The 21,536-nt window shown below is 71.4% G+C and carries 17 protein-coding genes; 7 read left to right on the top strand and 10 right to left on the bottom strand.

Translation table 11 applies throughout. The features are described from left to right. Positions 1 to 81 precede the first annotated feature (81 nt). From murD to rsmH, 7 genes are all read right to left on the bottom strand, one after another. Positions 82 to 1,500 carry a UDP-N-acetylmuramoyl-L-alanine--D-glutamate ligase gene (murD, locus tag ADK57_RS12775; protein ID WP_053749536.1) on the bottom strand — a complete coding sequence of 473 codons (1,419 nt, stop codon included), beginning with the start codon at positions 1,498 to 1,500 and terminating at the stop codon, positions 82 to 84. Beyond that, positions 1,482 to 2,552, bottom strand: coding sequence for a phospho-N-acetylmuramoyl-pentapeptide-transferase (gene mraY, locus ADK57_RS12770; RefSeq protein WP_053749615.1), 1,071 nt, complete (start codon positions 2,550 to 2,552; stop codon positions 1,482 to 1,484). The genes murD and mraY overlap by 19 nt, the downstream gene beginning before the upstream one ends. Then, on the bottom strand, positions 2,552 to 3,958 hold the full coding sequence (locus tag ADK57_RS12765; protein WP_053749535.1) for a UDP-N-acetylmuramoyl-tripeptide--D-alanyl-D-alanine ligase: 1,407 nt from the start codon (positions 3,956 to 3,958) through the stop codon (positions 2,552 to 2,554). The genes mraY and ADK57_RS12765 overlap by 1 nt, the downstream gene beginning before the upstream one ends. Positions 3,959 to 3,962: 4 nt before the next feature. After that, positions 3,963 to 5,483: a UDP-N-acetylmuramoyl-L-alanyl-D-glutamate--2,6-diaminopimelate ligase gene (locus ADK57_RS12760; protein WP_053749534.1), complete on the bottom strand. Its 1,521-nt coding sequence runs from the start codon at positions 5,481 to 5,483 to the stop codon at positions 3,963 to 3,965. A gap of 173 nt (positions 5,484 to 5,656) precedes the next feature. Then, positions 5,657 to 7,624 (bottom strand): peptidoglycan D,D-transpeptidase FtsI family protein, encoded by a 1,968-nt coding sequence (locus ADK57_RS12755; protein WP_420711854.1) that lies wholly within the window; start codon positions 7,622 to 7,624, stop codon positions 5,657 to 5,659. Between the two features lie 5 nt (positions 7,625 to 7,629). Beyond that, a complete protein-coding gene (locus ADK57_RS12750; RefSeq protein ID WP_053749532.1) occupies positions 7,630 to 8,196 on the bottom strand; it encodes a hypothetical protein in 567 nt (188 codons plus the stop codon). Positions 8,197 to 8,250: 54 nt separating this feature from the next. Beyond that, entirely contained in the window at positions 8,251 to 9,210 is a 960-nt protein-coding gene (rsmH, locus tag ADK57_RS12745) for a 16S rRNA (cytosine(1402)-N(4))-methyltransferase RsmH (RefSeq protein WP_078973095.1), read from the bottom strand. A gap of 422 nt (positions 9,211 to 9,632) precedes the next feature. On the opposite strand from rsmH, the gene ADK57_RS12740 reads away from it, so the two are divergent. From ADK57_RS12740 to ADK57_RS12725, 4 genes are all read left to right on the top strand, one after another. Further along, positions 9,633 to 10,181: a beta-class carbonic anhydrase gene (locus ADK57_RS12740; protein ID WP_053749614.1), complete on the top strand. Its 549-nt coding sequence runs from the start codon at positions 9,633 to 9,635 to the stop codon at positions 10,179 to 10,181. A 248-nt stretch (positions 10,182 to 10,429) separates the two neighbouring features. Then, positions 10,430 to 11,464, top strand: coding sequence for an AAA family ATPase (locus ADK57_RS12735; protein ID WP_053749530.1), 1,035 nt, complete (start codon positions 10,430 to 10,432; stop codon positions 11,462 to 11,464). Further along, entirely contained in the window at positions 11,464 to 12,828 is a 1,365-nt protein-coding gene (locus ADK57_RS12730) for a DUF58 domain-containing protein (protein WP_053749529.1), read from the top strand. Before ADK57_RS12735 ends, ADK57_RS12730 begins: the two co-directional genes overlap by 1 nt. Next, positions 12,825 to 15,218 carry a transglutaminase TgpA family protein gene (locus tag ADK57_RS12725; protein ID WP_053749528.1) on the top strand — a complete coding sequence of 798 codons (2,394 nt, stop codon included), beginning with the start codon at positions 12,825 to 12,827 and terminating at the stop codon, positions 15,216 to 15,218. The genes ADK57_RS12730 and ADK57_RS12725 overlap by 4 nt, the downstream gene beginning before the upstream one ends. 250 nt (positions 15,219 to 15,468) lie before the next feature. On the opposite strand, the gene ADK57_RS12720 is transcribed toward ADK57_RS12725, so the two are convergent. The 3 genes from ADK57_RS12720 to ADK57_RS12710 form a co-directional block, all read right to left on the bottom strand. Then, positions 15,469 to 15,861, bottom strand: a complete 393-nt coding sequence (locus tag ADK57_RS12720; protein WP_053749527.1) for a DUF3040 domain-containing protein — start codon at positions 15,859 to 15,861, stop codon at positions 15,469 to 15,471. 274 nt (positions 15,862 to 16,135) lie between these two features. Further along, complete coding sequence (locus tag ADK57_RS12715) at positions 16,136 to 16,906, bottom strand: methyltransferase (RefSeq protein WP_053749526.1); 771 nt, start codon at positions 16,904 to 16,906, stop codon at positions 16,136 to 16,138. Between the two features lie 193 nt (positions 16,907 to 17,099). Further along, positions 17,100 to 17,666, bottom strand: a complete 567-nt coding sequence (locus ADK57_RS12710; RefSeq protein ID WP_053749525.1) for an SAV_6107 family HEPN domain-containing protein — start codon at positions 17,664 to 17,666, stop codon at positions 17,100 to 17,102. A gap of 166 nt (positions 17,667 to 17,832) precedes the next feature. On the opposite strand from ADK57_RS12710, the gene ADK57_RS12705 reads away from it, so the two are divergent. From ADK57_RS12705 to ADK57_RS12695, 3 genes are read left to right on the top strand one after another with little or no spacing between them, the layout of a single operon-like run. Beyond that, complete coding sequence (locus ADK57_RS12705; RefSeq protein WP_053749524.1) at positions 17,833 to 18,612, top strand: ATP-binding cassette domain-containing protein; 780 nt, start codon at positions 17,833 to 17,835, stop codon at positions 18,610 to 18,612. Beyond that, positions 18,584 to 20,668, top strand: coding sequence for a YhgE/Pip family protein (locus ADK57_RS12700; protein WP_053749523.1), 2,085 nt, complete (start codon positions 18,584 to 18,586; stop codon positions 20,666 to 20,668). Before ADK57_RS12705 ends, ADK57_RS12700 begins: the two co-directional genes overlap by 29 nt. 59 nt (positions 20,669 to 20,727) lie before the next feature. Beyond that, a complete protein-coding gene (locus tag ADK57_RS12695; RefSeq protein WP_053749522.1) occupies positions 20,728 to 21,357 on the top strand; it encodes a TetR/AcrR family transcriptional regulator in 630 nt (209 codons plus the stop codon). Positions 21,358 to 21,536: the final 179 nt, after the last annotated feature.

Raw genomic sequence — 21,536 nt, 5'->3', positions numbered from 1 at the left:
GTCTCCGCAATACATCGCGCTGTACGTCGGCCTTGACGGTCCCACGCGTCCCTCCCAAGGTCCGCCCGGCAGGCGGCCGGGTCAGGCGCCGAGTTCGCGAACCGCCTCCGCGAACGCGTCACCGCGCTTGTTGTAGTTGGTGAACATGTCCATGGAGGCACAGGCCGGGGCCAGCAGGACCGTGTCGCCTGAGACAGCGAGCCGTTTCGCTTCCTGGACTGCCTGGAGCATCGCCCCAGTGTCGGTCCGGTCGAGGTCGACGACGGGTACTTCCGGGGCGTGTCGCGTGAGGGCTTCGCGGATCAGCGCACGGTCCGCGCCGATGAGAACGACCCCGCGCAGCCGCTTGGCCGCCCCCGTCACCAGCTCGTCGAAGGCCGCGCCCTTCGCGAGGCCGCCCGCGATCCACACGATCGACTCGTACGCGGCCAAGGAGGCTTCCGCCGCGTGGGTGTTGGTCGCCTTGGAGTCGTCGATGTAGGCGACCGAGTCGATGTCGGCCACGTGCGCGATGCGGTGGGCGTCCGGCGTGAAGGCCCTCAGCCCGTCCCGTACGGCTGCCGCCGGCACCCCGAAGGCACGCGCGAGGGCGGCCGCCGCAAGGGCGTTGGCGATGTTGTGCGGGGCGGGCGGGTTGACGTCGGAGACCTCGGCGAGCTCCTGGGCGTTCTTGTGCCGGTCCTCCACGAAGGCGCGGTCGACCAGGATGCCGTCCACCACGCCGAGTTGGGAGGGCGCCGGCGCGCCGAGGGTGAAGCCGATCGCCCGGCACCCCTCCTCGACGTCCGCCTCGCGCACCAGGTCCTCGGTGGCCTTGTCGGCGACGTTGTAGACGCAGGCGACCCGATTGCCCTCGTAGATACGGCCCTTGTCGGCGGCGTACGCCGCCATGGAGCCGTGCCAGTCGAGGTGGTCGGGCGCCAGGTTCAGCACGACGGCGGAGTGGGCGCGCAGCGAGGGCGCCCAGTGGAGCTGGTAGCTCGACAGTTCCACCGCGAGGACGTCGTACTGCTCCTCGCCGAGGACCGCGTCGAGGAGTGAGACGCCGATGTTGCCGACGGCGGCCGTGCGCAGGCCCGCCGCCTTCAGGATGGAGGCGAGCATCTGGACGGTCGTGGTCTTGCCGTTGGTGCCGGTGACCGCGAGCCAGGGCGCGGCATCGGGTCCGCGCAGCCGCCAGGCGAGCTCGACGTCGCCCCAGACCGGCACGCCGGCAACGCGTGCCGCCGCGAACAGCGGCTTGTCCGGCTTCCAGCCGGGGGCCGTGACGATGAGCTCGGTGCCCTCCGGCAGGGTCGCGCCGTCACCGAGGCGCACGGTGATGCCCAGCGCCTCCAGTTCGGCCGCCTGGGCACGGGCCCGCTCGTCGTCGCCGTCGTTGACGACCGTGACGAGAGCGCCGCGTTCGTGCAGCACCTTGGCCGCCGGGATGCCCGAGACGCCGAGCCCGGCGACGGTGACGCGCTTGCCCTGCCAGTCGGTCACTTGTCCGCCGCCCATCCCGCGTAGAAGAGACCCAGGCCGACGATCACGCAGATGCCCTGGATGATCCAGAAGCGGACCACCACAAGGACTTCCGACCACCCCTTGAGCTCGAAGTGGTGCTGGAGTGGCGCCATTCGGAAGACGCGCTTCCCGGTCAGGCGGAAGGAGCCGACCTGGATGACGACCGACATGGTGATGAGGACGAACAGGCCGCCGAGGAGCGCGATCAGCAGCTCGGTGCGCGAGCAGATCGCGAGACCGGCGAGCACACCGCCGAGCGCGAGCGAACCGGTGTCACCCATGAAGATCTTGGCGGGCGAGGTGTTCCACCACAGGAAGCCGAGGCAGGCGCCCATCAGTGCGGAGGCGATGACCGCGAGGTCGAGCGGGTCGCGCACCTCGTAGCAGGCGCCCGGGTTGGTCAGGCTCTCGCCGTTGGCGCAGGACTCCTGGAACTGCCAGACACCGATGAAGGTGTAGGCGCCGAAGACGAGGACGGAGGCACCGGTGGCGAGGCCGTCCAGACCGTCCGTCAGGTTCACGCCGTTCGACATCGCGAGGATCATGAACAGCGCCCAGACGACGAACAGCACCGGGCCGATCGTCCAGCCGAAGTCCGTGATGAACGACAGCTTGGTGGAGGCCGGGGTGTTGCCGCGGGCATCGGAGAACTGCAGCGAGAGCACCGCGAAGCTGATGCCGACGATCAGCTGGCCGGCCATCTTCGCCTTGGCCCTGAGGCCCAGCGAACGCCGCTTGACGATCTTGATGTAGTCGTCGAGGAAGCCGACCAGGCCCATGCCGACCATCAGGCCGAGCACCAACAGGCCGGAGTAGGTCGGGGTGTAGCCGGTGATGACCTTCGACAGGAAGTACGCGGCGACCGTCGCGAAGATGAAGGCGATACCGCCCATGGTCGGCGTTCCGCGCTTGCTGCCGTGCGTGCGCGGGCCGTCGTCGCGGATGTACTGGCCGTAGCCCTTGCGGGCGAGCAGCTTGATCAGCAGCGGGGTGCCGACCAGGGTCAGGAAGAGGCCAATGACTCCTGCGAACAGGATCTGCTTCATCATCGGGCGGCAACCTCACCCTCGGCGCCGGTTGCGAGCAGCGCCGCGGCGATGCTCTCCAGGCCGACCGAACGGGACGCCTTCACGAGTACGACGTCTCCCGGGCGCAACTTGCTGCGCAACAGGTCGATCGCCGCCTGTGCGTCGGACACGTGCACCGACTCCTCACCCCACGAACCCTCGTTATATGCGCCCAGTTGCAGCCAGGACGCTTCCCTGCCCCCGACCGCGACGAGCTTGCCGACATTGAGCCGGACGGCGAGCCGTCCGACCGCGTCGTGCTCGGCGAGCGCCTCGTCCCCGAGCTCGGCCATCTTGCCGAGCACCGCCCAGGTCCGCCGCCCCTTGCCCATGGCCGCGAGCGCGCGCAGGGCGGCTCGCATGGACTCGGGGTTCGCGTTGTAGGCGTCGTTGACGACCGTCACGCCGTCCGGGCGCTCGGTGACCTCCATACGCCAGCGGGAGAGGGAGCCCGCCTCGGAGAGCGCGGTGGCGATCTCTTCCGCGGACATGCCCAGTTCGTGGGCGACGGCGGCCGCGGCGAGCGCGTTCGACACGTGGTGCTCACCGTACAGGCGCATGGTCACTTCGCTTGCACCGGAGGGTGTGTGAAGCAGGAAGGCGGGCTGTCCGCTGTCCGTGAGTCTCACGTTCTCGGCGCGTACGTCCGCTTCGCCGGACTCTCCGAAAAGGATCACCTTCGCCTTCGTACGGGATGTCATGGCCCGTACGAGGGGATCGTCGGCGTTGAGGACCGCGGTGCCGTCCTCCGGCAGGCTCTCGACGAGCTCGCCCTTGGCCTGCGCGATCTGCTCCCGGCCGCCGAACTCGCCGATGTGGGCGGTCCCGACGTTGAGCACGAGGCCGATCTTCGGCGGGGTCAGATCGGCCAGGTAGCGGATGTGGCCGATGCCGCGGGCGCCCATCTCCAGGACCAGGAACCGGGTTTCCTCGGTGGCGCTGAGCGCGGTCAGCGGCAGCCCGATCTCGTTGTTCAGCGAGCCGGGCGTGAACACCGTCGGCGCCTTGTGCTGGAGTACCTGGGCGATCAGGTCCTTGGTGCTGGTCTTGCCGGCGGAGCCGGTGAGGGCGACGAGGGTCGCGCCGAGCCGTCGTACGACATGTCGCGCGAGGGCGCCGAGAGCCGTCTGGACGTCCGCCACGACGATCGCGGGCACGCCGACGGGGCGCGACGCCAGTACGGCGACGGCGCCCGCTTCCACGACCGCCTGTGCGAAGTCGTGGCCGTCCACACGCTCACCGACGAAGGCGACGAAGAGGGTGCCTGGCCCGGCCTCGCGGGAGTCCCGGACGACCGGTCCGGTGACCTGGACGGACGGATCCGGTATGTCGTGCGTCTGCCCGCCGACGACTGAGGCGATCTCGGCGAGAGAGAGGGCGATCACAAGTTCATCCCTGAGTCTTCTGGATAGCTTCGCGAAGCACCTGGCGGTCGTCGAAGGGACGTACCACCCCGGCGATGTCCTGGCCCTGCTCGTGGCCCTTGCCCGCGACCAGCACCGTGTCGCCGGGCCGTGCGCGGGAGACGGCGGCGGCGATCGCGGCGGCCCGGTCCTCGAAGACCTGGACCTCGCCGCGCTCGTGTGCCGGTACGGACGCCGCGCCCTCGAGCATGGTTGCGAGGATCGCGAGCGGGTCCTCGGAGCGGGGGTTGTCGGAGGTCAGTACGGCCGTGTCGGCGAGCCGGGCGGCGGCGGCGCCCATCGGCCCGCGCTTGGTCTTGTCACGGTCGCCGCCGCAGCCGAGCACGACGTGCAGCCGGCCCTCGGTGACCTTGCGCAGCGCACGCAGGACCGATTCGACGGCGTCCGTCTTGTGGGCGTAGTCGACGACCGCGAGGTACGGCTGTCCCGCGTCCACCCGCTCCAGCCGGCCCGGCACGCCCGGTACGGCGGCGATGCCGTCGGCGGCCGACTGCGGGTCGAGCCCTGCGGCGGCGAGGGCGACGATCGCGGCGAGGGTGTTCGCCACGTTGAAGGCCCCGGCGAGCGGCGACCCGGCCGTGATCCGCTCCCCCTTGGGGCCGATCACCGTGAACGTCGAGTCCATGGGCCCGACTTGGACGCCCTCGGCACGCCAGTCGGCGTCCGGATGGCCCTCGGCGGAGAAGGTGACGACCGGGACGGTGGCCTCCTTGGCCAGCCTGCGCCCGTACTCGTCGTCGAAGTTGACGACACCGAGCCTGCTGCGTTGCGGCGTGAAGAGCTGTGCCTTGGCCCGGAAGTAGTCCTCCATGTCGGAGTGGAACTCCATGTGTTCCGGGCTGAGGTTGGTGAAGACGCCGATGTCGAAGACGCAGCCGTCGACCCGGCCGAGGACCAGCGCGTGGCTGGAGACCTCCATGGCGACCGCCTCCACGCCGCGCTCGCGCATGACGGCGAACAGGGCCTGGAGGTCGGTGGCTTCGGGGGTGGTGCGCTCGGACTTGATGCGCTCCTCGCCGATGCGCATCTCCACCGTGCCGATCAGGCCGGTGGACCTGGCCGTCTTCAGGCCGCCCTCGACGAGATAGGCGGTGGTGGTCTTGCCGGAGGTGCCGGTGATGCCGATCTGGAGCAGGTCGCGGCCCGGATGGCCGTAGATCGTGGCCGCCAGCTCGCCCATCCGCGCGCGCGGGGCGTCGACGACCAGAACCGGAAGCCCGGTCGCCGCGGCGCGCTCGGCGCCCGTCGGATCGGTCAGCACGGCGACCGCGCCGAGGCCTGCGGCCTGGGTGACGAAGTCGGCGCCGTGCAGGCGGGCGCCCGGGAGTGCGGCGTACAGGTCGCCGGGGCGGACGGCGCGAGAGTCGTGGGTGATGCCCGTGACCTCGGCGGCGCCTTCCGGCTGTTCGGCACCCAGCTGACCGGCGAGCTCCGCGAGGGGTGTGGCGGAGACCTGGACCGGCCTGGGCGGCCCGGGATATGTCACGGGTGCACCCTTCTGGGTGGTTTGGGACTGATCAGCGTGTGGCACGGCGGTGAGCGTACCGGGCCCACCCGCCTCGGGGCGAAGTGAGGGGCGGGGGCCGCCCTGGTTGCCGGAATCGGGGGTGATCGTTGTCACGAGCTGGTTCCTGGGGGGTCCGTGCTGAACAGAGCTGCTCAGGGTTTGAAGGTGACCGGAAGCTTCGCGGCCTTGGCCCCGGTGGGCGGCACCTGGAGGGTCTTCAGGGCGAACTCCATCACCTGCTTGTAGACGGGACCGCAGATCTGGCCGCCGAAGTAGCTCCCCTCGGTGGCGTTCTGGATCGCGCAGTAGACGGTGATACGCGGCTTGTCGGCAGGGGCGAATCCGGCGAACGACGAGGTGTAGCCCTTGTACTTGCCGGTGGCCGGATCCACGCGGTTGGCCGTACCCGTCTTGCCCGCGACCCGGTAGCCGGGGATGCGCGCCTTGGTGCCGGTGCCCTCCACGTCGTCCACGACGGACTCCAGCATCCGGGCGAGGGTCTTGGCCGTCTTGGCGCTGACGACCCTTGTCTCCTTTGGCTGCGCGGCCGGGGTGAAGCGCCCGTCGGGCCCCTTCGTGCCGCGCACGAGCGAGGGTTCGACGCGTACACCGCCGTTGGCGATGGTCGAGTAGACGGACGCCGCCTGCATCGCGTTGATGGACACGCCCTGGCCGAAAGGAATCGTGTACTGCTGCGAGGTCGACCACTTGTCGGGCGCGGCGAGGATGCCCGGCGTCTCGCCGGGGAAGCCGAGCCCGGTGTAGCTGCCGAGGCCGAACTTGCGCAGGTAGGAGTAGAGGACCTGGTTGGCCTCGGGCTGCGTCTTGCCGAGCTGGCCGGTGGCCAGGATGGTGCCGATGTTGCTGGACTTGGCGAGCACGCCGTTGAGCGTGAGGTACCAGGTCGCGTGGTCGATGTCGTCCTTGAAGAGCCGGTCGCCGCGGTGCAGCCGGTTGGGCACGACCACGTGGGTGTCGGGCGTGGCGGCGTTCTCCTGCAGTACGGCGGCCATCGACATGACCTTCGCCGTGGAGCCGGGCTCGTACGCGTCCTGGAGTGCCGCGTTGCCCATGTTGAGCGAGCTGGCCGTGGACAGGTCGTTCGGGTCGAAGCCGGGCGAGTTGGCCATGGCGAGGATCTCGCCGGTCTGCGTGTCCTGCACGATCACATAGCCGCGGTCCGCCTTGGACTCCTCGACCTGGTCGCTGATCGCGTTCTGCGCGGCCCACTGGATGTCGCGGTCGATGGTGAGCTCGACGTCGCTGCCGGGCACCGCGGGCGTCTCGGTGGAACCCACGGTCGGCACCTGGCGGCCGCCGGACTGGGCGTAGCGGATCTTGCCGTCCTTGCCGGCCAGCAGGCTGTTCAGCTGCTGCTCGACGCCGCCGCCGCCCTTGCCCTCGGCGTTGACCCAGCCCAGTATCCCGGCGGCGAGGTCGCCGTTCGGGTACACGCGCTTGGTGGTGGGGACGGCGAGGACGCCCGCGAGGACGTTGACCGTGCTCGGGTCGGTCTCGGCCTTGGTGGCCAGGGCGGTCTTCAGGTCCTTGATCTGCTTCCAGACCTGCGGGGTCTGGCGGTTGGCGAGCACGGCATAGCGGAGGTTCTTGTTCGCGGGCCTGAGCTTCTTGACGATCGCGTCCTGGTCCTGGCCGAGGATCGGGGCGAGCAGCGCGGCCGCCTGCTCGGGCCCGTCGTCGATCTTCAGCTGCTCGCGGTTGAACAGCGTGGGGTCCGCGGTGATGTTGTACGCGTCCACGCTGGTCGCCAGGGCCACGCCGTCGCGGTCGGTGATCCCGCCGCGCTCGGCGGCCAGGGTGTAGCCCACGTACCTGTTCTGCTCGGCCTGGGCGGCGTAGGTGCTCGCGTCGACGGCCTGCACCTGGAGCAGTCGTACGACGAAGGCGATCAGTACGAGGGTCAGCGCGAGGCCGACCATGCGCAGCCTGGGGCGGGGGCTGCCCAGCCGGATCACCTTGGGGGCGGCGGGGCGGGGTGCCGCCGGGCGGCGGGCCGGCCGGGCGCCGGGACCCGGGCGCCGCCGGCCGGCGGGGCGGGCGGAGCGCTCGGGGCGTGCGGGCCCGGGCACGCGACGGCGCGGCGGTTCCCTGTCGGACACTTCCGTCACCTGCCGGGGGTCGGGGTCGTAAAGGACGGGGAGGAGGGGAGCGCTTCGGGCGGCTGGGCGGGTTCCGGTGCGGCGGGGGCGTCCGCGGGAGCCGTCGGGGCCGTCGTGCCGGTCACCGGGGTCGGGACGGTCGCGGTGTCCATCGCCTCGGGGGCGAGGACGAGGGGGATGTCCAGGGAGGCCGGCTCGGCGCCGGAGGCGGGGCTCGGTACGCCCTTGACGGTGCCGTCGGGGTCGAGGAAGGCCGGGTCGCCGCCGGGCACCATGCCGAGCTCGCGGGCGCGGCGCTGGAGGGCTTCGGGGGCGGAGTAGGCGTCGATGTCCCGCTGGAGCGACTGCTCCTCGTCGGTGAGGCTCTTGGTCCCCCTCTGGAGGTCGTCGAGCTTGAACGACCCTGCGCTGAGCGCCGAGTTCAGCACCAGCAGCCCGATGAGACCGCCGCCGAGGAGCAGGACGACGAGGAGGACGAAGGGAGTGCGGGCCGCCTGTCCGGAGCCCGCCGATCCCGGAAAGAGCCGCGCGAGACGGGCGGCCCTGCCCTTCAGCTGGGGTTTCCTACTCACTCCGCCTCCCCCGAGTCCGGGTTCGCCACCCGTACGCCCGCCCCTGCGCCTGCCTCACTCGACGTCCTCCCTGATGCGCTCGGCCCCGCGCAGCCGCGCCGGTGCCGCCCGCCGGTTCTCGGCGACCTCTTCCTCGGTGGGAAGTTCGGCACCGCGCGTGAGCAGCTTGAGCCGGGGCTGGTAGCGCTCGGGGACCACGGGCAGCCCGGGCGGCGCGGTGGTGGCGGCACCGGCCGCGAACACCTGCTTGACCAGCCGGTCCTCCAGCGAGTGGTACGACAGGACGGCGATGCGCCCGCCGACGTCGAGAGCCTTCACGGCCGCCGGGATCGCCCGCTCCAGGACGGAGAGTTCGCCGTTGACCTCGATGCGCAGGGCCTGGAAGGTGCGCTTGGCCGGGTTGCCGCCGGTGCGCTTGGCGGCCTGCGGAAGCGAGTCCCGGATGAGTTCCACGAGCCGCGCGCTGTTGGCGAACGGCTCCTTCTCCCGCTCGCGCACGATCGCGCTCACGATCCGCTTGGCCTGCTTCTCCTCGCCGTACGCCCTGAGGATCCGGACGAGTTCGCCGGGCGGGTAGGTGTTGAGGACCTCGGCGGCGCTCATCCCGGTCGTCTGGTCCATGCGCATGTCGAGCGGGGCGTCCTGCGCGTAGGCGAAGCCGCGGTCGGCCTCGTCGAGCTGCATGGAGGAGACGCCGAGGTCGAACAGAACGCCCTCCACGCGCGCGATGCCGAGCCGGTCCAGTACCTCGGGCAGCTCGTCGTACACGGCGTGCACGAGGGTGGCGCGCTCCCCGTACGGGGCGAGCCGCTCGCCGGACAGGCGCAGCGCCTCCTTGTCGCGGTCGAGAGCGACGAGCCGGGCCTGAGGGAACCGCGCCAGCAGGGCCTCGCTGTGGCCGCCGAGACCGAGGGTGCAGTCGACGACGACCGCTCCGGGCCGCTCCTCCAGAGCGGGGGCCAACAGGTCCAGGCACCGCTGGAGCATCACCGGGACGTGTCGACTCTGGCTCAACTGGCCCTCTCAGGTCCGGCACGGGCGTCGTACGCACCGCCGGGTCCCCGCCCGCTCGTGAAGGGGAGGCCTGCCGGCGCCGAAAGCGTCAGCCGGCCGGGAGCGGGAGGAGGCCGAGCCGTACGTACGCGCCGCGCACGTGGGGAGATCTCCGGAAAATCGCCGGGGTCTCCGGGGAAAATCAGTCCGCAGGGAGACCTCGCCTCCCGCTTCGCGTCACTTTAGTCCACGGTGTCTCGCGGTCAATCAACCGGCCTGCGCGTCGCGGACCCGGGTGCGGACGAAGCGACGAATCCGGAAGAATCATCCTCCCGGCGGCACTCGCGCCACCCGTGTGGGTTAGCTCACAACAAGACTCATTGACGTTCTTTGTCCCCTCTCACAGCGGGCCCGGATCGGACGTGACCAGTACCGTCATGGGTATGACGACTTCCGCATCGGTTCCCGCAGGTCCCGAAGCCGCCATAGTCACCGGCGGCACCGTCACCGACCGCCTCGTCGAAGCGAACGAGCGCTACGCAGCCGCCTTCACCGACCCAGGGATGGACGCCCGTCCCGTGTTGCACGTCGCCGTGGTGGCCTGCATGGACGCCCGTCTCGACCTGCACGACGCGCTCGGCCTGGAGCTGGGCGACTGTCACACCATCCGCAACGCCGGCGGTGTCGTCACCGACGACGTGATCCGCTCGCTCACCATCAGCCAGCGCAAGCTCGGCACGCGCAGCATCGTCCTCATCCATCACACCGGCTGCGGTCTGGAGTCGATCACCGAGGACTTCCGCACCGATCTGGAGATGGAGGTCGGGCAGCGTCCCGCCTGGGCGGTGGAGGCCTTCCGGGACGTCGACCAGGACGTACGGCAGTCGATGCAGCGGGTGCGCACCTCGCCCTTCCTGCTGCACACCGACGACGTCCGCGGCTTCGTCTTCGACGTGAAGACCGGCCTGCTGCGCGAGATCGACCCCGCCTAGACGCCGCGTAACCGTCCGCCACAGCTGTCGTTTCGCTGTTGATTTCCGGCCCTGGACTGCCCAAAACACCGTAAGACCCGACATAGTGCGGGCAGTTGTCCACAGGCGAGTGACACGAAACGGTAACGGCAGCAAGAATGCGGTTGTGGCGTCGCGCGGAACTTTTCACGCGTGGTGCCCGTGTTTCGGGGTGGGCCGGTCACGCATCGCGCGCGTCGGCCCGGAAAGAACGGGCCGAGGAGGGCCGGGTGACGACCTATGACGATCGAGCGAGCCTCACTGATCTGACCGCCACTGTGGAGCGTGTCCGCAGTTCCGTGGAGGGTGTGATCGAGGGCAAGCCCGAGGTCGTACGGCTTTCGCTGACCGTACTGCTCGCCGAGGGGCATCTTCTGATCGAAGACGTCCCCGGCGTGGGCAAGACCATGCTGGCCAAGGCGTTGGCGCGCTCCATCGACTGTTCGGTGCGGCGCATCCAGTTCACTCCCGACCTGTTGCCCTCGGACATCACAGGTGTGTCCATCTGGGACCAGCAGCGCCGGGACTTCGAGTTCAAGCCGGGTGCGATCTTCGCGCAGATCGTGATCGGCGACGAGATCAACCGCGCCTCGCCGAAGACCCAGTCCGCGCTCCTGGAGTCCATGGAGGAGCGGCAGGTGACCATCGACGGGCAGACCTACGAGCTGCCCAGTCCCTTCATGGTGGTGGCGACCCAGAACCCGGTCGAGATGGAGGGCACCTACCCGCTGCCGGAGGCCCAGCGCGACCGTTTCATGGCCCGGGTCTCCATCGGCTACCCGAGCGCGGAGGCCGAGCTGCAGATGCTCGACATCCACGGCGGGGTGAGCCCCCTGGACGACCTCCAGCCGGTGGCGCACGCGCACGACATGGTGAAGCTGATCGACGCCGTCCGCGGCGTCCACGTCGCCGACACGGTCCGGCGGTATGCGGTGGACCTGGTCGCCGCCACTCGCACGCACCCCGACCTCAGACTCGGCGCCTCCCCGCGCGCGACGCTGCACCTGCTGCGCGCGGCGAAGGCGTCCGCCGCCCTCAGCGGCCGGGAGTACGCACTGCCGGACGACGTGCAGGCACTCGCCGTCGCGGTGCTGGCACACCGGCTGCTGCCCACCGCCCAGGCCCAGCTGAACCGCCGTACGGCGGAGCAGGTCGTGCAGGAGATCCTGCAGCACACCCCGGTGCCCGCGGCGCCCCAGCAGGGCGGCGTCGGCATGGGCCGCTCCGCGACGGCTTACGGCCAGCAGCCGCCGCGGAGGCTGTGATGAGCACCGGGGGGGCCGGGCACGCGGAGGCCGACCGGGGCGACAAGGGCGGTGTGCGCACGGCCCTGGCCGGTCTGACGACCCGTGGCCGCTCCTTCTTCGCGGCCGGAATCGCCGCGGCCGTCTGCGCGTACGTCCTCGGGCAGAGCGACCTGCTGCGCGTCGGACTGCTGCTGGCCGTGCTGCCCATGATCTGCGCCACCGTCCTCTACCGCACGCGCTACCGGGTGGCCGGCAGCCGCCGGCTCTCCCCCGCGCGCGTGCCCGCCGGCAGCGAGGCCCGCGTCCACCTGCGGATGGACAACGTCTCGCGGCTGCCCACGGGCCTGCTGATGCTTCAGGACCGGGTGCCGTACGTCCTCGGCCCGCGCCCCCGCTTCGTGCTCGACCGGGTGGAACCGGGCGGCCGCCGTGAGGTGTCCTACCGCGTCCGCTCCGACCTGCGCGGCCGCTATCCGCTGGGCCCGCTGCAGCTGCGCCTGACCGACCCGTTCGGCATGTGCGAGCTGACCCGGTCCTTCTCGACGTACGACACCCTGACGGTGATCCCGCGCGTGGAGCCGCTGCCGCCGGTGCGGCTGACCGGCGAGGCGAAGGGCTACGGCGACGGGCGGCAGCGCTCGCTCGCCCTGGCCGGCGAGGACGACGTCATCCCGCGCGGGTACCGCTACGGCGACGACCTGCGCCGCGTCCACTGGCGCTCCACGGCGCGCTACGGCGAGCTGATGGTGCGCCGCGAGGAGCAGCCCCAGCGCTCCCGCTGCACGGTGCTCCTGGACACCCGGGGTCTCGCCTTCCAGGGCGCGGGCCCCGAGTCGGCCTTCGAGTGGGCCGTGGCGGGCACCGCGTCCGCCCTGGTGCACATGCTTGAACGAGGCTTTTCCGTAAGGCTGTTGACGGACACCGGCAACTCGGTGCCCGGCGAGGGCGCCGACGGGTTCGCGGGCGCGAGCCAGGAGTCGGCGGACGCCGCCGGGCTGATGATGGACACCCTCGCGGTGATCGACCACTCGGACGGCACGGGCCTGTCGAGGGCGTACGACGTGCTGCGCGGCGGGAACGAGGGGCTGCTGGTGGCCTTCTTCGGCGACCTCGACGAGGAACAGGCCGCGGTGGTCGCCAAGATGAGGCAGCGCAGCGGCGGAGCGGTCGCCTTCCTGCTGGACAGCGACACATGGGTGCGGGAACCGAGCGAGGTGCCCGGCCCGTCGGACCGGAGCGGGGAGCGGCTGCGGATGCTGCGCGAGGCGGGCTGGACGGCGCTGAGCGTGCCGCGCGGTGCCTCTCTGAAGGAGCTGTGGCGTCAGGCGGACCGGGACCGAGCGGGCATCGGTGCGGTCGGTGGCGGGGAGGGGGCGGCATGAGCGGGCGGGCACGACTGGCGCTGTGTGCGTGGGCGGCCACGCTCATGGCGGCGTGCGCCCTGCTGCCGCTGGTCGAGCCGGCCACCTGGATCCTGCAGGCCGCGTTCCTGCTCGGGGTGCAGACGGGCGTGGGGGCGGTGACCCGGCGGGTGCCGCTGGCCCGGCCGCTGACCGTGGCGGCGCAGGCCCTGGCCACGCTGGTGCTGCTGACTCTCACCTTCGCCCGGCAGCAGGCCTTCCTCGGGCTGTTCCCCGGGCCGGACACCTTCGTGCGCTTCGCCGACCTGTTGCAGCAGGGCTCCGACGACATCGCGCGGTACGCGATCCCGGCCCCGCTGTCGTCCGACGGCATCCGGCTGATGATCATCGGCGGCGTGCTGGTGATCGGGCTGGCGGTGGACACGCTCGCGGTGACCTTCCGCAGCGCGGCCCCGGCCGGCCTGCCGCTGCTCGCGCTGTACTCCGTAGCCGCGGGGCTGTCCGACGGCGGCGCCGACTGGCTGTGGTTCCTGGTCGCCGCGGCCGGCTATCTGCTGCTGTTGCTGGCCGAGGGGCGCGAGCGGCTCTCGCAGTGGGGCCGTGTCTTCGGCGGGGCACCGCGCACCCCGGGCGACGAGTCCGGCGGCCCGGTGGCACCGGTCCGCACCGGACGCCGCATCGGCATGGTCGCGCTGGGCGTCGCCCTCGTGGTCCCGCTCGCCCTGCCCGCGATGAACGGCGGCCTGCTGGACGCCGCCGGGACGGGCGTGGGCTCCGGCAGCGGAGGCGGCGGCACGATCTCGGCGGTGAACCCGCTGGTGACCCTGCGGGACAGTCTGAACGTGGACGAGGACCGCCAGGTCCTGTCCCTGAAGACCGGTGACGACACGGACGTCTCGAACCTCTACCTGCGGATCGTGTCGCTGGACGACTTCGACGGCACTACCTGGAAGCCGTCCAAGCGGTCCATCTACGCCGTTCCGGACGGCGATTTCCCGACTCCCATCGGCCTCGGCCCGGACGTCAAGCGCGCGGAGATCGAGACCACCGTCTCGGCGTCCCGCACCTACGCGCAGAACTGGCTGCCGATGCCGTACCCGCCCAGCGGCGTGCGGATCAGCGGCAATTGGCGCTACGAACCCGAGGGCATGACGCTGGTCGGCGACCACGGCCAGACCACGCGCGGTGCGACGTACGAGGTGAAGAGCCTGGACGTGCGCCCGACGGCGGAACAGCTCGCCGCGGCACCGGCGGCGCCCTCGGCCCTAAAACGCGAGTACACCGAGCTGCCGGACTCCCTCCCGGAGGTGGTGGGCAGGACTGCCCGCGAGGTCACCGCGGACGCCAAGAACCCCTATGAGCAGGCGGTCGCGCTCCAGGACTACTTCTCCGTGACCGGCGGCTTCGAGTACGACACCCAGGTGAACGTCGGCAGCGGCTCGCAGGCGATCGCCCGCTTCCTCAAGGACAAGCAGGGCTTCTGCGTCCACTTCTCCTTCGCGATGGCGGCGATGGCCCGCTCCCTGGGCATACCGGCCCGGGTCGCGGTGGGCTTCGCGCCGGGGTCCCCGCAGGCGGACGGTTCGGTGTCGGTGGGGCTGAAGGACGCCCATGCCTGGCCCGAGCTGTACTTCGAGGGTGTGGGCTGGACTCGCTTCGAGCCGACCCCGAACCGCGGTTCGGTGCCCTCGTACACCGTGCCGGACGCGTCCGGAAGCACCCTCCCCGACGTGACACAGCCGTCCCGGGAGGCGTCCACCGCGCCCTCCACGTCGGCCTCCGCGAGCGAGAGCTGCACGGCGGAGCAGAAGAAGCTGGAAGCATGCGAGAGCGAGGCCCCGGCGGCCGCGCCGGGCGGTGGCGACGACGGCCCGAAGTGGTGGGTGGCGCTGTTGTGGGCCCTCGGCGGCCTCGCCGGCCTGGCGATCCCCTTGGCGCCGATGCTGTGGCGGCTGCGCACCCGGACCATGCGGCTGGGCGGACACGGCCGCTCCGAGGCTGACGTGGCACCGCACACCTTGGCCGTCTGGCAGGAGCTGACCGACACGGCGTGGGACCACGGGATCCTGCCGGACGAATCGCAGACCCCGCGCAAGGCGGCCGCGAGGATCGTCCGGCTCGGGCATCTCGACCCGACGGCCGCGGCCGCGGTGCACCGGGTCGCGGACGCCGTGGAGCAGGTTCTCTACGCGCCGCGGCCACGCCCGACGGCGGGGCTCGCGGAGGACGTCCGCCAGGTGATCGGCGGACTGCAGGGCACGGTCGGCCGGGGCACGAAGCTGCGTGCGGTACTCGCCCCGCGTTCCACCGCACGGGTGGTCTGGGCCGTGTCGGACTGGTGGATGGGCGTCAAGTCCCGCGCGGCGGCGGCCCGTCCGAACTTGCGCAGGCCGTCGGGTCAGCAGGGCTGAGGCCGGTCCGGCTGCGGGGACAGAGCGCTGCGGGCCCCGGGTCGTGACACGACCCGGGGCCCGCAGCGCTCTGTCCCCGCAGCCGGGTGTCCGTCGTGCCGGTCGTTGATTGCCGGTCGTTGATTGCCGGAAGTTGATTGTCGGTCATGCGGCAGCCGGCTGCACGTCGACCGGACGACGGCGTGCGTGAGGGGGTGACCACCCGAGTGGTGGTCACCCCCTCACGCACAGGCGAGAGCTGTTCGTCTAGCTAATGGCCCTGTTGTTCGTCGCGGCGCTTCTGCCAGCGCTGCTCGATCCGGTCCATCATGGAGCGCCGCTGCCGTCCCTGACCGCGGGGCTGCGGGCCGCCGGCAGGCTGCTCGCCCGGCTTGGGGGCCTTGCGCCAGCCGGTCACCGCGAGCACCGCACAACCCAGCATGACCAGGAAGCCCACCACGCTGAGCCAGACCTGCTTGGCGACCATACCGGCCATGAGGAGCGCGATACCCACGAGGAAGCCAGCGACCGCCTGGTAGACCCGTCGCCGGGTGTACGTACGCAGCCCGCTTCCCTCAAGCGCTGTCGCGAACTTGGGATCTTCGGCGTACAGCGCTCGCTCCATCTGCTCGAGCATTCGCTGCTCGTGCTCCGAGAGCGGCACGGAGTCCTCCTCATCGTGCAGTCGCCGGGGCGACCCGGGGGTCCCTTCAGGATAGGCAGGGAATCGCCCCCGTGAAACCCGCCCCTCTACGCCAATTAGCCAACCGAATCCGCCATGAGCGTCCCGGCCCGCTGAGGCTTCCATTCCCCAGGAGCCGACCCGTCATGCCGGGCGGTCTCCCTCGATCATACGGCGCAGCGCGCCCGATCGGGGGGCCTGTGGCGTACTCCATGTGCACCCAAGTCCCTGATCAGCAGCACAGCACGCGAGCGACTCAGCCCTCAATCGTCCCCGGCGTCTCGCCGAGCACATGAAGCTGTGTGGCCACGGAGTGGAAGGCGGGGAGCTCGGCCGCCGCCTCCTCCAGCTTCAGCAGCGCCTCCACCGCGCCGGGTTCGGTGTCGACCAGCACGCCGGGGACGAGGTCGGCGAAGACCCGCACGCCGTGCACGGCGCCGACCGTGAGGCCCGCGCCCTCGACCAGCTCGGCGAGCTGGTCGGCGGTGAAGCGGCGCGGTACGGGGTCGCCCTCGCCCCATCGGCCGTTCGGGTCGTCGAGGGCCTGCTTGGCCTCCTTGAAGTGGCCGGCGAGGGCCCGCGCGAGCACGGCGCCGCCGAGGCCGGCGGCGAGCAGGCTGAGGACGCCCTCGGACCGCAGGGCGGCCACCGCGTTGCGGACACCCTCGGCGGGGTCGTCCACGTACTCCAGGACGCCGTGGCACAGCACCACGTCGTAGCCACCGCGCTCGACCACGTCGAAGAGGCCGTGGGCGTCGCCCTGGACGCCCTGCACTCGGTCGGCGACGCCGGCTTCGGCGGCGCGGCGCTCCAGCGCGAACAGCGCGTTCGGGCTGGGGTCGACGACGGTGACCCGGTGGCCGAGGCGGGCCACCGGCACCGCGAACTTGCCGCTGCCGCCTCCGGTGTCGAGGACGTCCAGCACCTGGCGCCCCGTGGCCTTGACCCTGCGGTCGAGGGCGTCCTGGAGGACCTCCCAGACCACGGCGGTACGGAGAGAGGCGCGGGGGCGCATCGGGTCCGGCACGGCAGTTGACTCCTCGGCGCGGCACCGCCTCTGGCACGGCGGCACGAACGGGGCGCCTCCCCGCCCCGGGCTGCGGGAGGGGGAAGGCTTCAGGCGCTCCCCACCCTATTGCCTCGGATGCTCCGGCCGGTCACTGCGGTGTCGCGCCCCCGGACCCGTCTCACACGGCGGACCGGGCCCCTCGGCGGTGCCGTCAGCCCGCGTCCGGGAAGTCGCGGTCGGCGGTGTCCTGGTCCTCCGGCCGGTCCGCGTCCTGGCGTGGCTGGGGCAGTACGGGCTGGAGCACCAGCATGCGCTCGACGAGGCGCAGGAACATCGCCACGTCGCGTATGAGGTCGTCGGCGTCCCGGCGGCTGGCCGCGCCCTGGATACCCGCCTCCGCCCGGGCACGGCGCCGGGCTCCGGAGGCGAAGAGCGCGCTCCACTCGGCGAGCTCGGGCGCTATCTCGGGGAGCACTTCCCAGGCGCTCCGGATGCGGGCCCGGCGTCGGGATGTTGGCTCCGGGCGCCCCCGCGCGGCGAGTACGGCGGCGGCGGTGCGCAGGGCGGCCAGGTGGGCCGTCGCATAGCGCTCGTTCGACGTTTCCAGAGTCGCGGCCTCGTCGAGACCGGCGCGGGCCTGGGCGAGCAGATCGAGGGCGGCCGGTGGGGCGGTTGTCCGGCGGAGGACGGGGTGCACGTCGCTCGCCGGGCCGGTCAGTGAGGGGGCAGGGCCGGTGGCGCGGCGCCGGTGGGCGGCGGCTGCGTGGTGACTGGCCATGACGAACCTCCTGTCGTCTGTGTGACGGCACGCCCTGATACGGGATGCCGTATGTGCCCATCGTGCGGTATGCCACTGACAATCCGTTCTGACCTGGGCTTTTGCTTCGATCGAGAGTTCGGGCTAGTTTTTGCACTGACCAGTCAGTTCAAAAACAGGGGGAACTGTGGGCGCAGTTGGTGTCACAGCCGAGGGCTTCGGACTCGCGGGCCCACGCGGCTGGGCCTTCCGCGGGGTCTCCGTCGACGCGGAGCCCGGCTCGCTGATCGCCGTCGAGGGGCCGTCCGGGTCCGGCCGTACCTGCCTGCTGCTCGCCCTCACCGGGCGGATGAAGGCGACGGCGGGGACGGCTGCCGTGGGCGGGGCGCCGCTGCCGAAGCATCCGGCGGCGGTACGTCACGTCAGTGCCCTGGCCAATGTCGCCGGGGTCACCGACCTCGACCCCGCCCTGACCGTCGGGGAGCACCTGCGGGAACGGGCGCTGCTGCAGCGGCGGTTCGGGGACTCGCTGAGCGCCCTGCTGCGGCCGCGGTCCGAGCGCGCGACCGAGGCGAGGCTGCGGATCGACACCGCGCTGACGGCCGCCGGTCTCGACCGGGAGGCCCTGCCGAAGGGCTCGCGGACCGCCGTGCGCGATCTGGAACGTCTGGAGGCGCTGCGGCTGTCCGTCGCGCTGGCCCTGATCGGGCGTCCGGGCCTGCTGGGTGTCGACGACACCGATCTGAAGCTGTCCGAGGCCGAACGGACGGAGGTCTGGGCGCTTCTCAGGTCCCTCGCCGAGGCCGGGACGACGGTCGTGGCGGTGTGCAGCGAAGCACCCGAGGACACCGTGAAGATCTCCACTCGGCCGGCGCAGGAGAGGCAACAGCCGCAGCAGGCCCGACAGTCGCAGGAAATCCAAGGGGAGGAGAAGGCCGATGCGCTCGCCGAAACTGGCCGCGCTTGAGCTGCGTCGCTTCGGGAGGGGGAAGCTGCCGCGCGCCGCCCTGGTGGCGCTGCTGGTGCTGCCGCTGCTGTACGGCGCCCTGTACCTGTGGTCGTTCTGGGACCCGTACGGCCGCCTGGACCGCATCCCCGTGGCTCTCGTGAACGACGACAAGGGGGCGAGTGCGGACGGGAAGAAGCTCGCGGCGGGCGACGACCTCACCAAGGAGCTGCGCGAGAGCGAGGTCTTCGACTGGCACGAGGTGAGCGCCGATGAGGCACGCGCGGGCGTGGAGGACGGCACGTACTACCTGTCGCTGACCATGCCGGCCGACTTCAGCCGGCGGATCGCCTCCAGCTCGGGCGACTCCCCCGAGACGGGCGCGCTCCAGGTTCGCACGAACGACGCGAACAACTACATCGTCGGGCAGATATCGCGGACGGTGTTCAGCGAGGTGCGCACGGCCGCGTCCACCAAGGCGTCGCGGTCCTTCCTGGACCGGATCTTCGTCTCGTTCTCGGACATCCACGGCGAGACGGTGAAGGCCGCCGACGGGGCCGACGACCTGGAAGGCGGCATCGGCAAGGCGGAGAAGGGTTCCCAGGACCTCGCCGACGGCCTGAAGGACGCCAAGAAGGGCAGCGGCAAGCTGTCCAAGGGGCTCACGACGCTCGACAGCGGAGCGGACGACCTGGAGGACGGCTCGAAGCGGGTCGCGCAGGGCACGCAGGCCCTCGCCGACAAGGTCAACGGGGTCGCGGACAAGGTGGGGCCCTTCCTCGAGGACAACGAGAAGACCATCGGCGACACGGCCCGGCTCGTCGCCGACTCGGCGGTGGCGATCCGGCACAACCTGGACACGCTGGTGAAGACGGCCCCGACCGCCGCCAAGGGTGCCCACACGGCCTCCGACACACTGGACGCCGTCTACAAGGCGCGCTGCAAGGACCCCGTACTGCCGGACGCGGCCTGCGCCGACCTGAAGAAGGCGAGGCAGGCCGCCGCCGACGTGGCGAAGGTCGCCGACGACGTCAACACCCTGGTCGCGGACCAGGACGGCGACCTGAAGAAGCTCGACGACCACCTCGGCACGCTCCAGCAGCAGGCCCGGGCGCTCGCCGACCGCGCCCCGCACCTCTCCGAGGACCTCGACGACGCCGTGTCGAGGATCAATGAGCTGAACACGGGCGCCGGGAAGGTCGCCGCGGGCGCCAAGCAGCTGCACACGGGAGTCGGCACGGCCGAGACCGGCGCCACCGATCTGGACCAGGGCGTCGGCGACCTCAAGACGGGCGCCGAGGACCTGAACGGCGGCATGTACAAGCTCGTCGACGGCTCCGGCGAGCTCTCCGACGGGCTGCACGACGGCGCCGAGCAGATCCCCGACTACGACAAGCAGTCCCGCGACCGGCGCACCGAGGTGATGGCGGACCCGGTCCGACTCGTCTCCAAAGACATGCACAAGGCGCCCAACTACGGCACCGGGTTCGCCCCGTACTTCATTCCGCTGTCCCTGTGGGTGGGCGCGATGGTGGCCTACATGCTGATCACTCCGATGAACCGGCGTGCCCTGGCCGCGGGCGCCTCGGCGTGGCGGATCGCGCTGGCAGGCTGGCTGCCGGTGGTGGCGATCGGGGTACTGCAGACGGTCGCCCTGATGTCGGTGCTGCACTGGGCGGTCGGCCTGGAGATGGTGCGGGCGGCCGGGACGGTGGGCTTCCTGTTCCTGGTGACGGCGTGCTTCGCGGCGATCGTGCAGTGGCTGAACGCGCGCTTCGGAGCGGCGGGCCGGATCCTCGTCCTCGCCCTGCTGATGCTCCAGCTGACCTCCGCGGGCGGCACATACCCCGTGCAGACCAGCCCCGGGTTCTTCAACGCGCTGCACCCCTTCCTGCCGATGAGTTACGTCGTCGATGCCCTCCGGAGGCTCATCACCGGGGGTGGCCTGGGCCCCGTGTGGGAGGCGTGCGCCGTGCTGGCGGCCTTCACCGCGGGCGCCCTGGCCCTGACCGCCGCGTCGGCCCGCCGCCGGCAGGTGTGGACGCTCGACCGACTGCACCCGGAGCTGACCCTGTGAGCCCTGCGGTGACTCCTTCCGTGACTCCGAGGGGGAGCACTCCTGTGACAATCAGGACCATGGAAAGCAGCAGCGCCACGCCGGGTGTCAGCACACGCCGCGAGGCCACTCGGCAGAAGCTCTACGAGGCGGCCGTCACGCTCATCGCCGAGCAGGGCTTCTCGGCCACCACCGTGGACGAGATCGCCGAGCGGGCCGGGGTCGCGAAGGGCACGGTCTACTACAACTTCGCGAGCAAGTCCGTCCTCTTCGAGGAACTGCTGCGGCACGGGGTACGACTCCTCACCGCCTCCCTCCGGGAGGCGGCCGAGCGGACGGCGCTCCAGGGCGGCAGCAGGGTGGACGCCCTGGACGCGATGATCCGCGCGGGGCTTGTCTTCATCCAGACCTATCCGTCCTTCACCCAGCTGTACGTGGCGGAGCTGTGGCGCACCAACCGGGCCTGGCAGTCCACGCTGATGGTGGTCCGGCAGGAGGCCGTCGCGGTCGTCGAGGGCGTGCTGCGCGAGGGCGTGGAGAACGGCGAGTTCAGCGACGAGATCGACATCCAGCTGACCGCGGCCGCGCTGGTCGGCATGGTCCTGGTGGCCGCCCTGGACTGGCAGGCCTTCCAGCCGGAGCGCTCCCTGGACGACGTGCACTCGGCGCTGTCCCGGCTGCTTCAGGGGCGGGTCAGCGGGCGCGGCTGAACGCGGCTGCCCCACCACTGCCACCGCAAACACTGCTTCCGCAACACTGCTTCCGCTCCGCAGCACCGCTGTCGCAGCACCGCTGTCGCAGACGCACGAAAGCGCCGGTCCGAGGTGGCCGCGTCCCCCGCGGGCCACCTCGAACCGGCGTCTCCTCTTGCTCCCCCGTTCCCCCGTTT

Source organism: Streptomyces sp. MMG1533 (genome assembly GCF_001279775.1).
GTDB lineage: Bacteria > Actinomycetota > Actinomycetes > Streptomycetales > Streptomycetaceae > Streptomyces.
The sequence above is the reverse complement of the archived record's forward strand: the minus strand, read 5'-3'. Positions and strand labels throughout refer to the sequence as shown.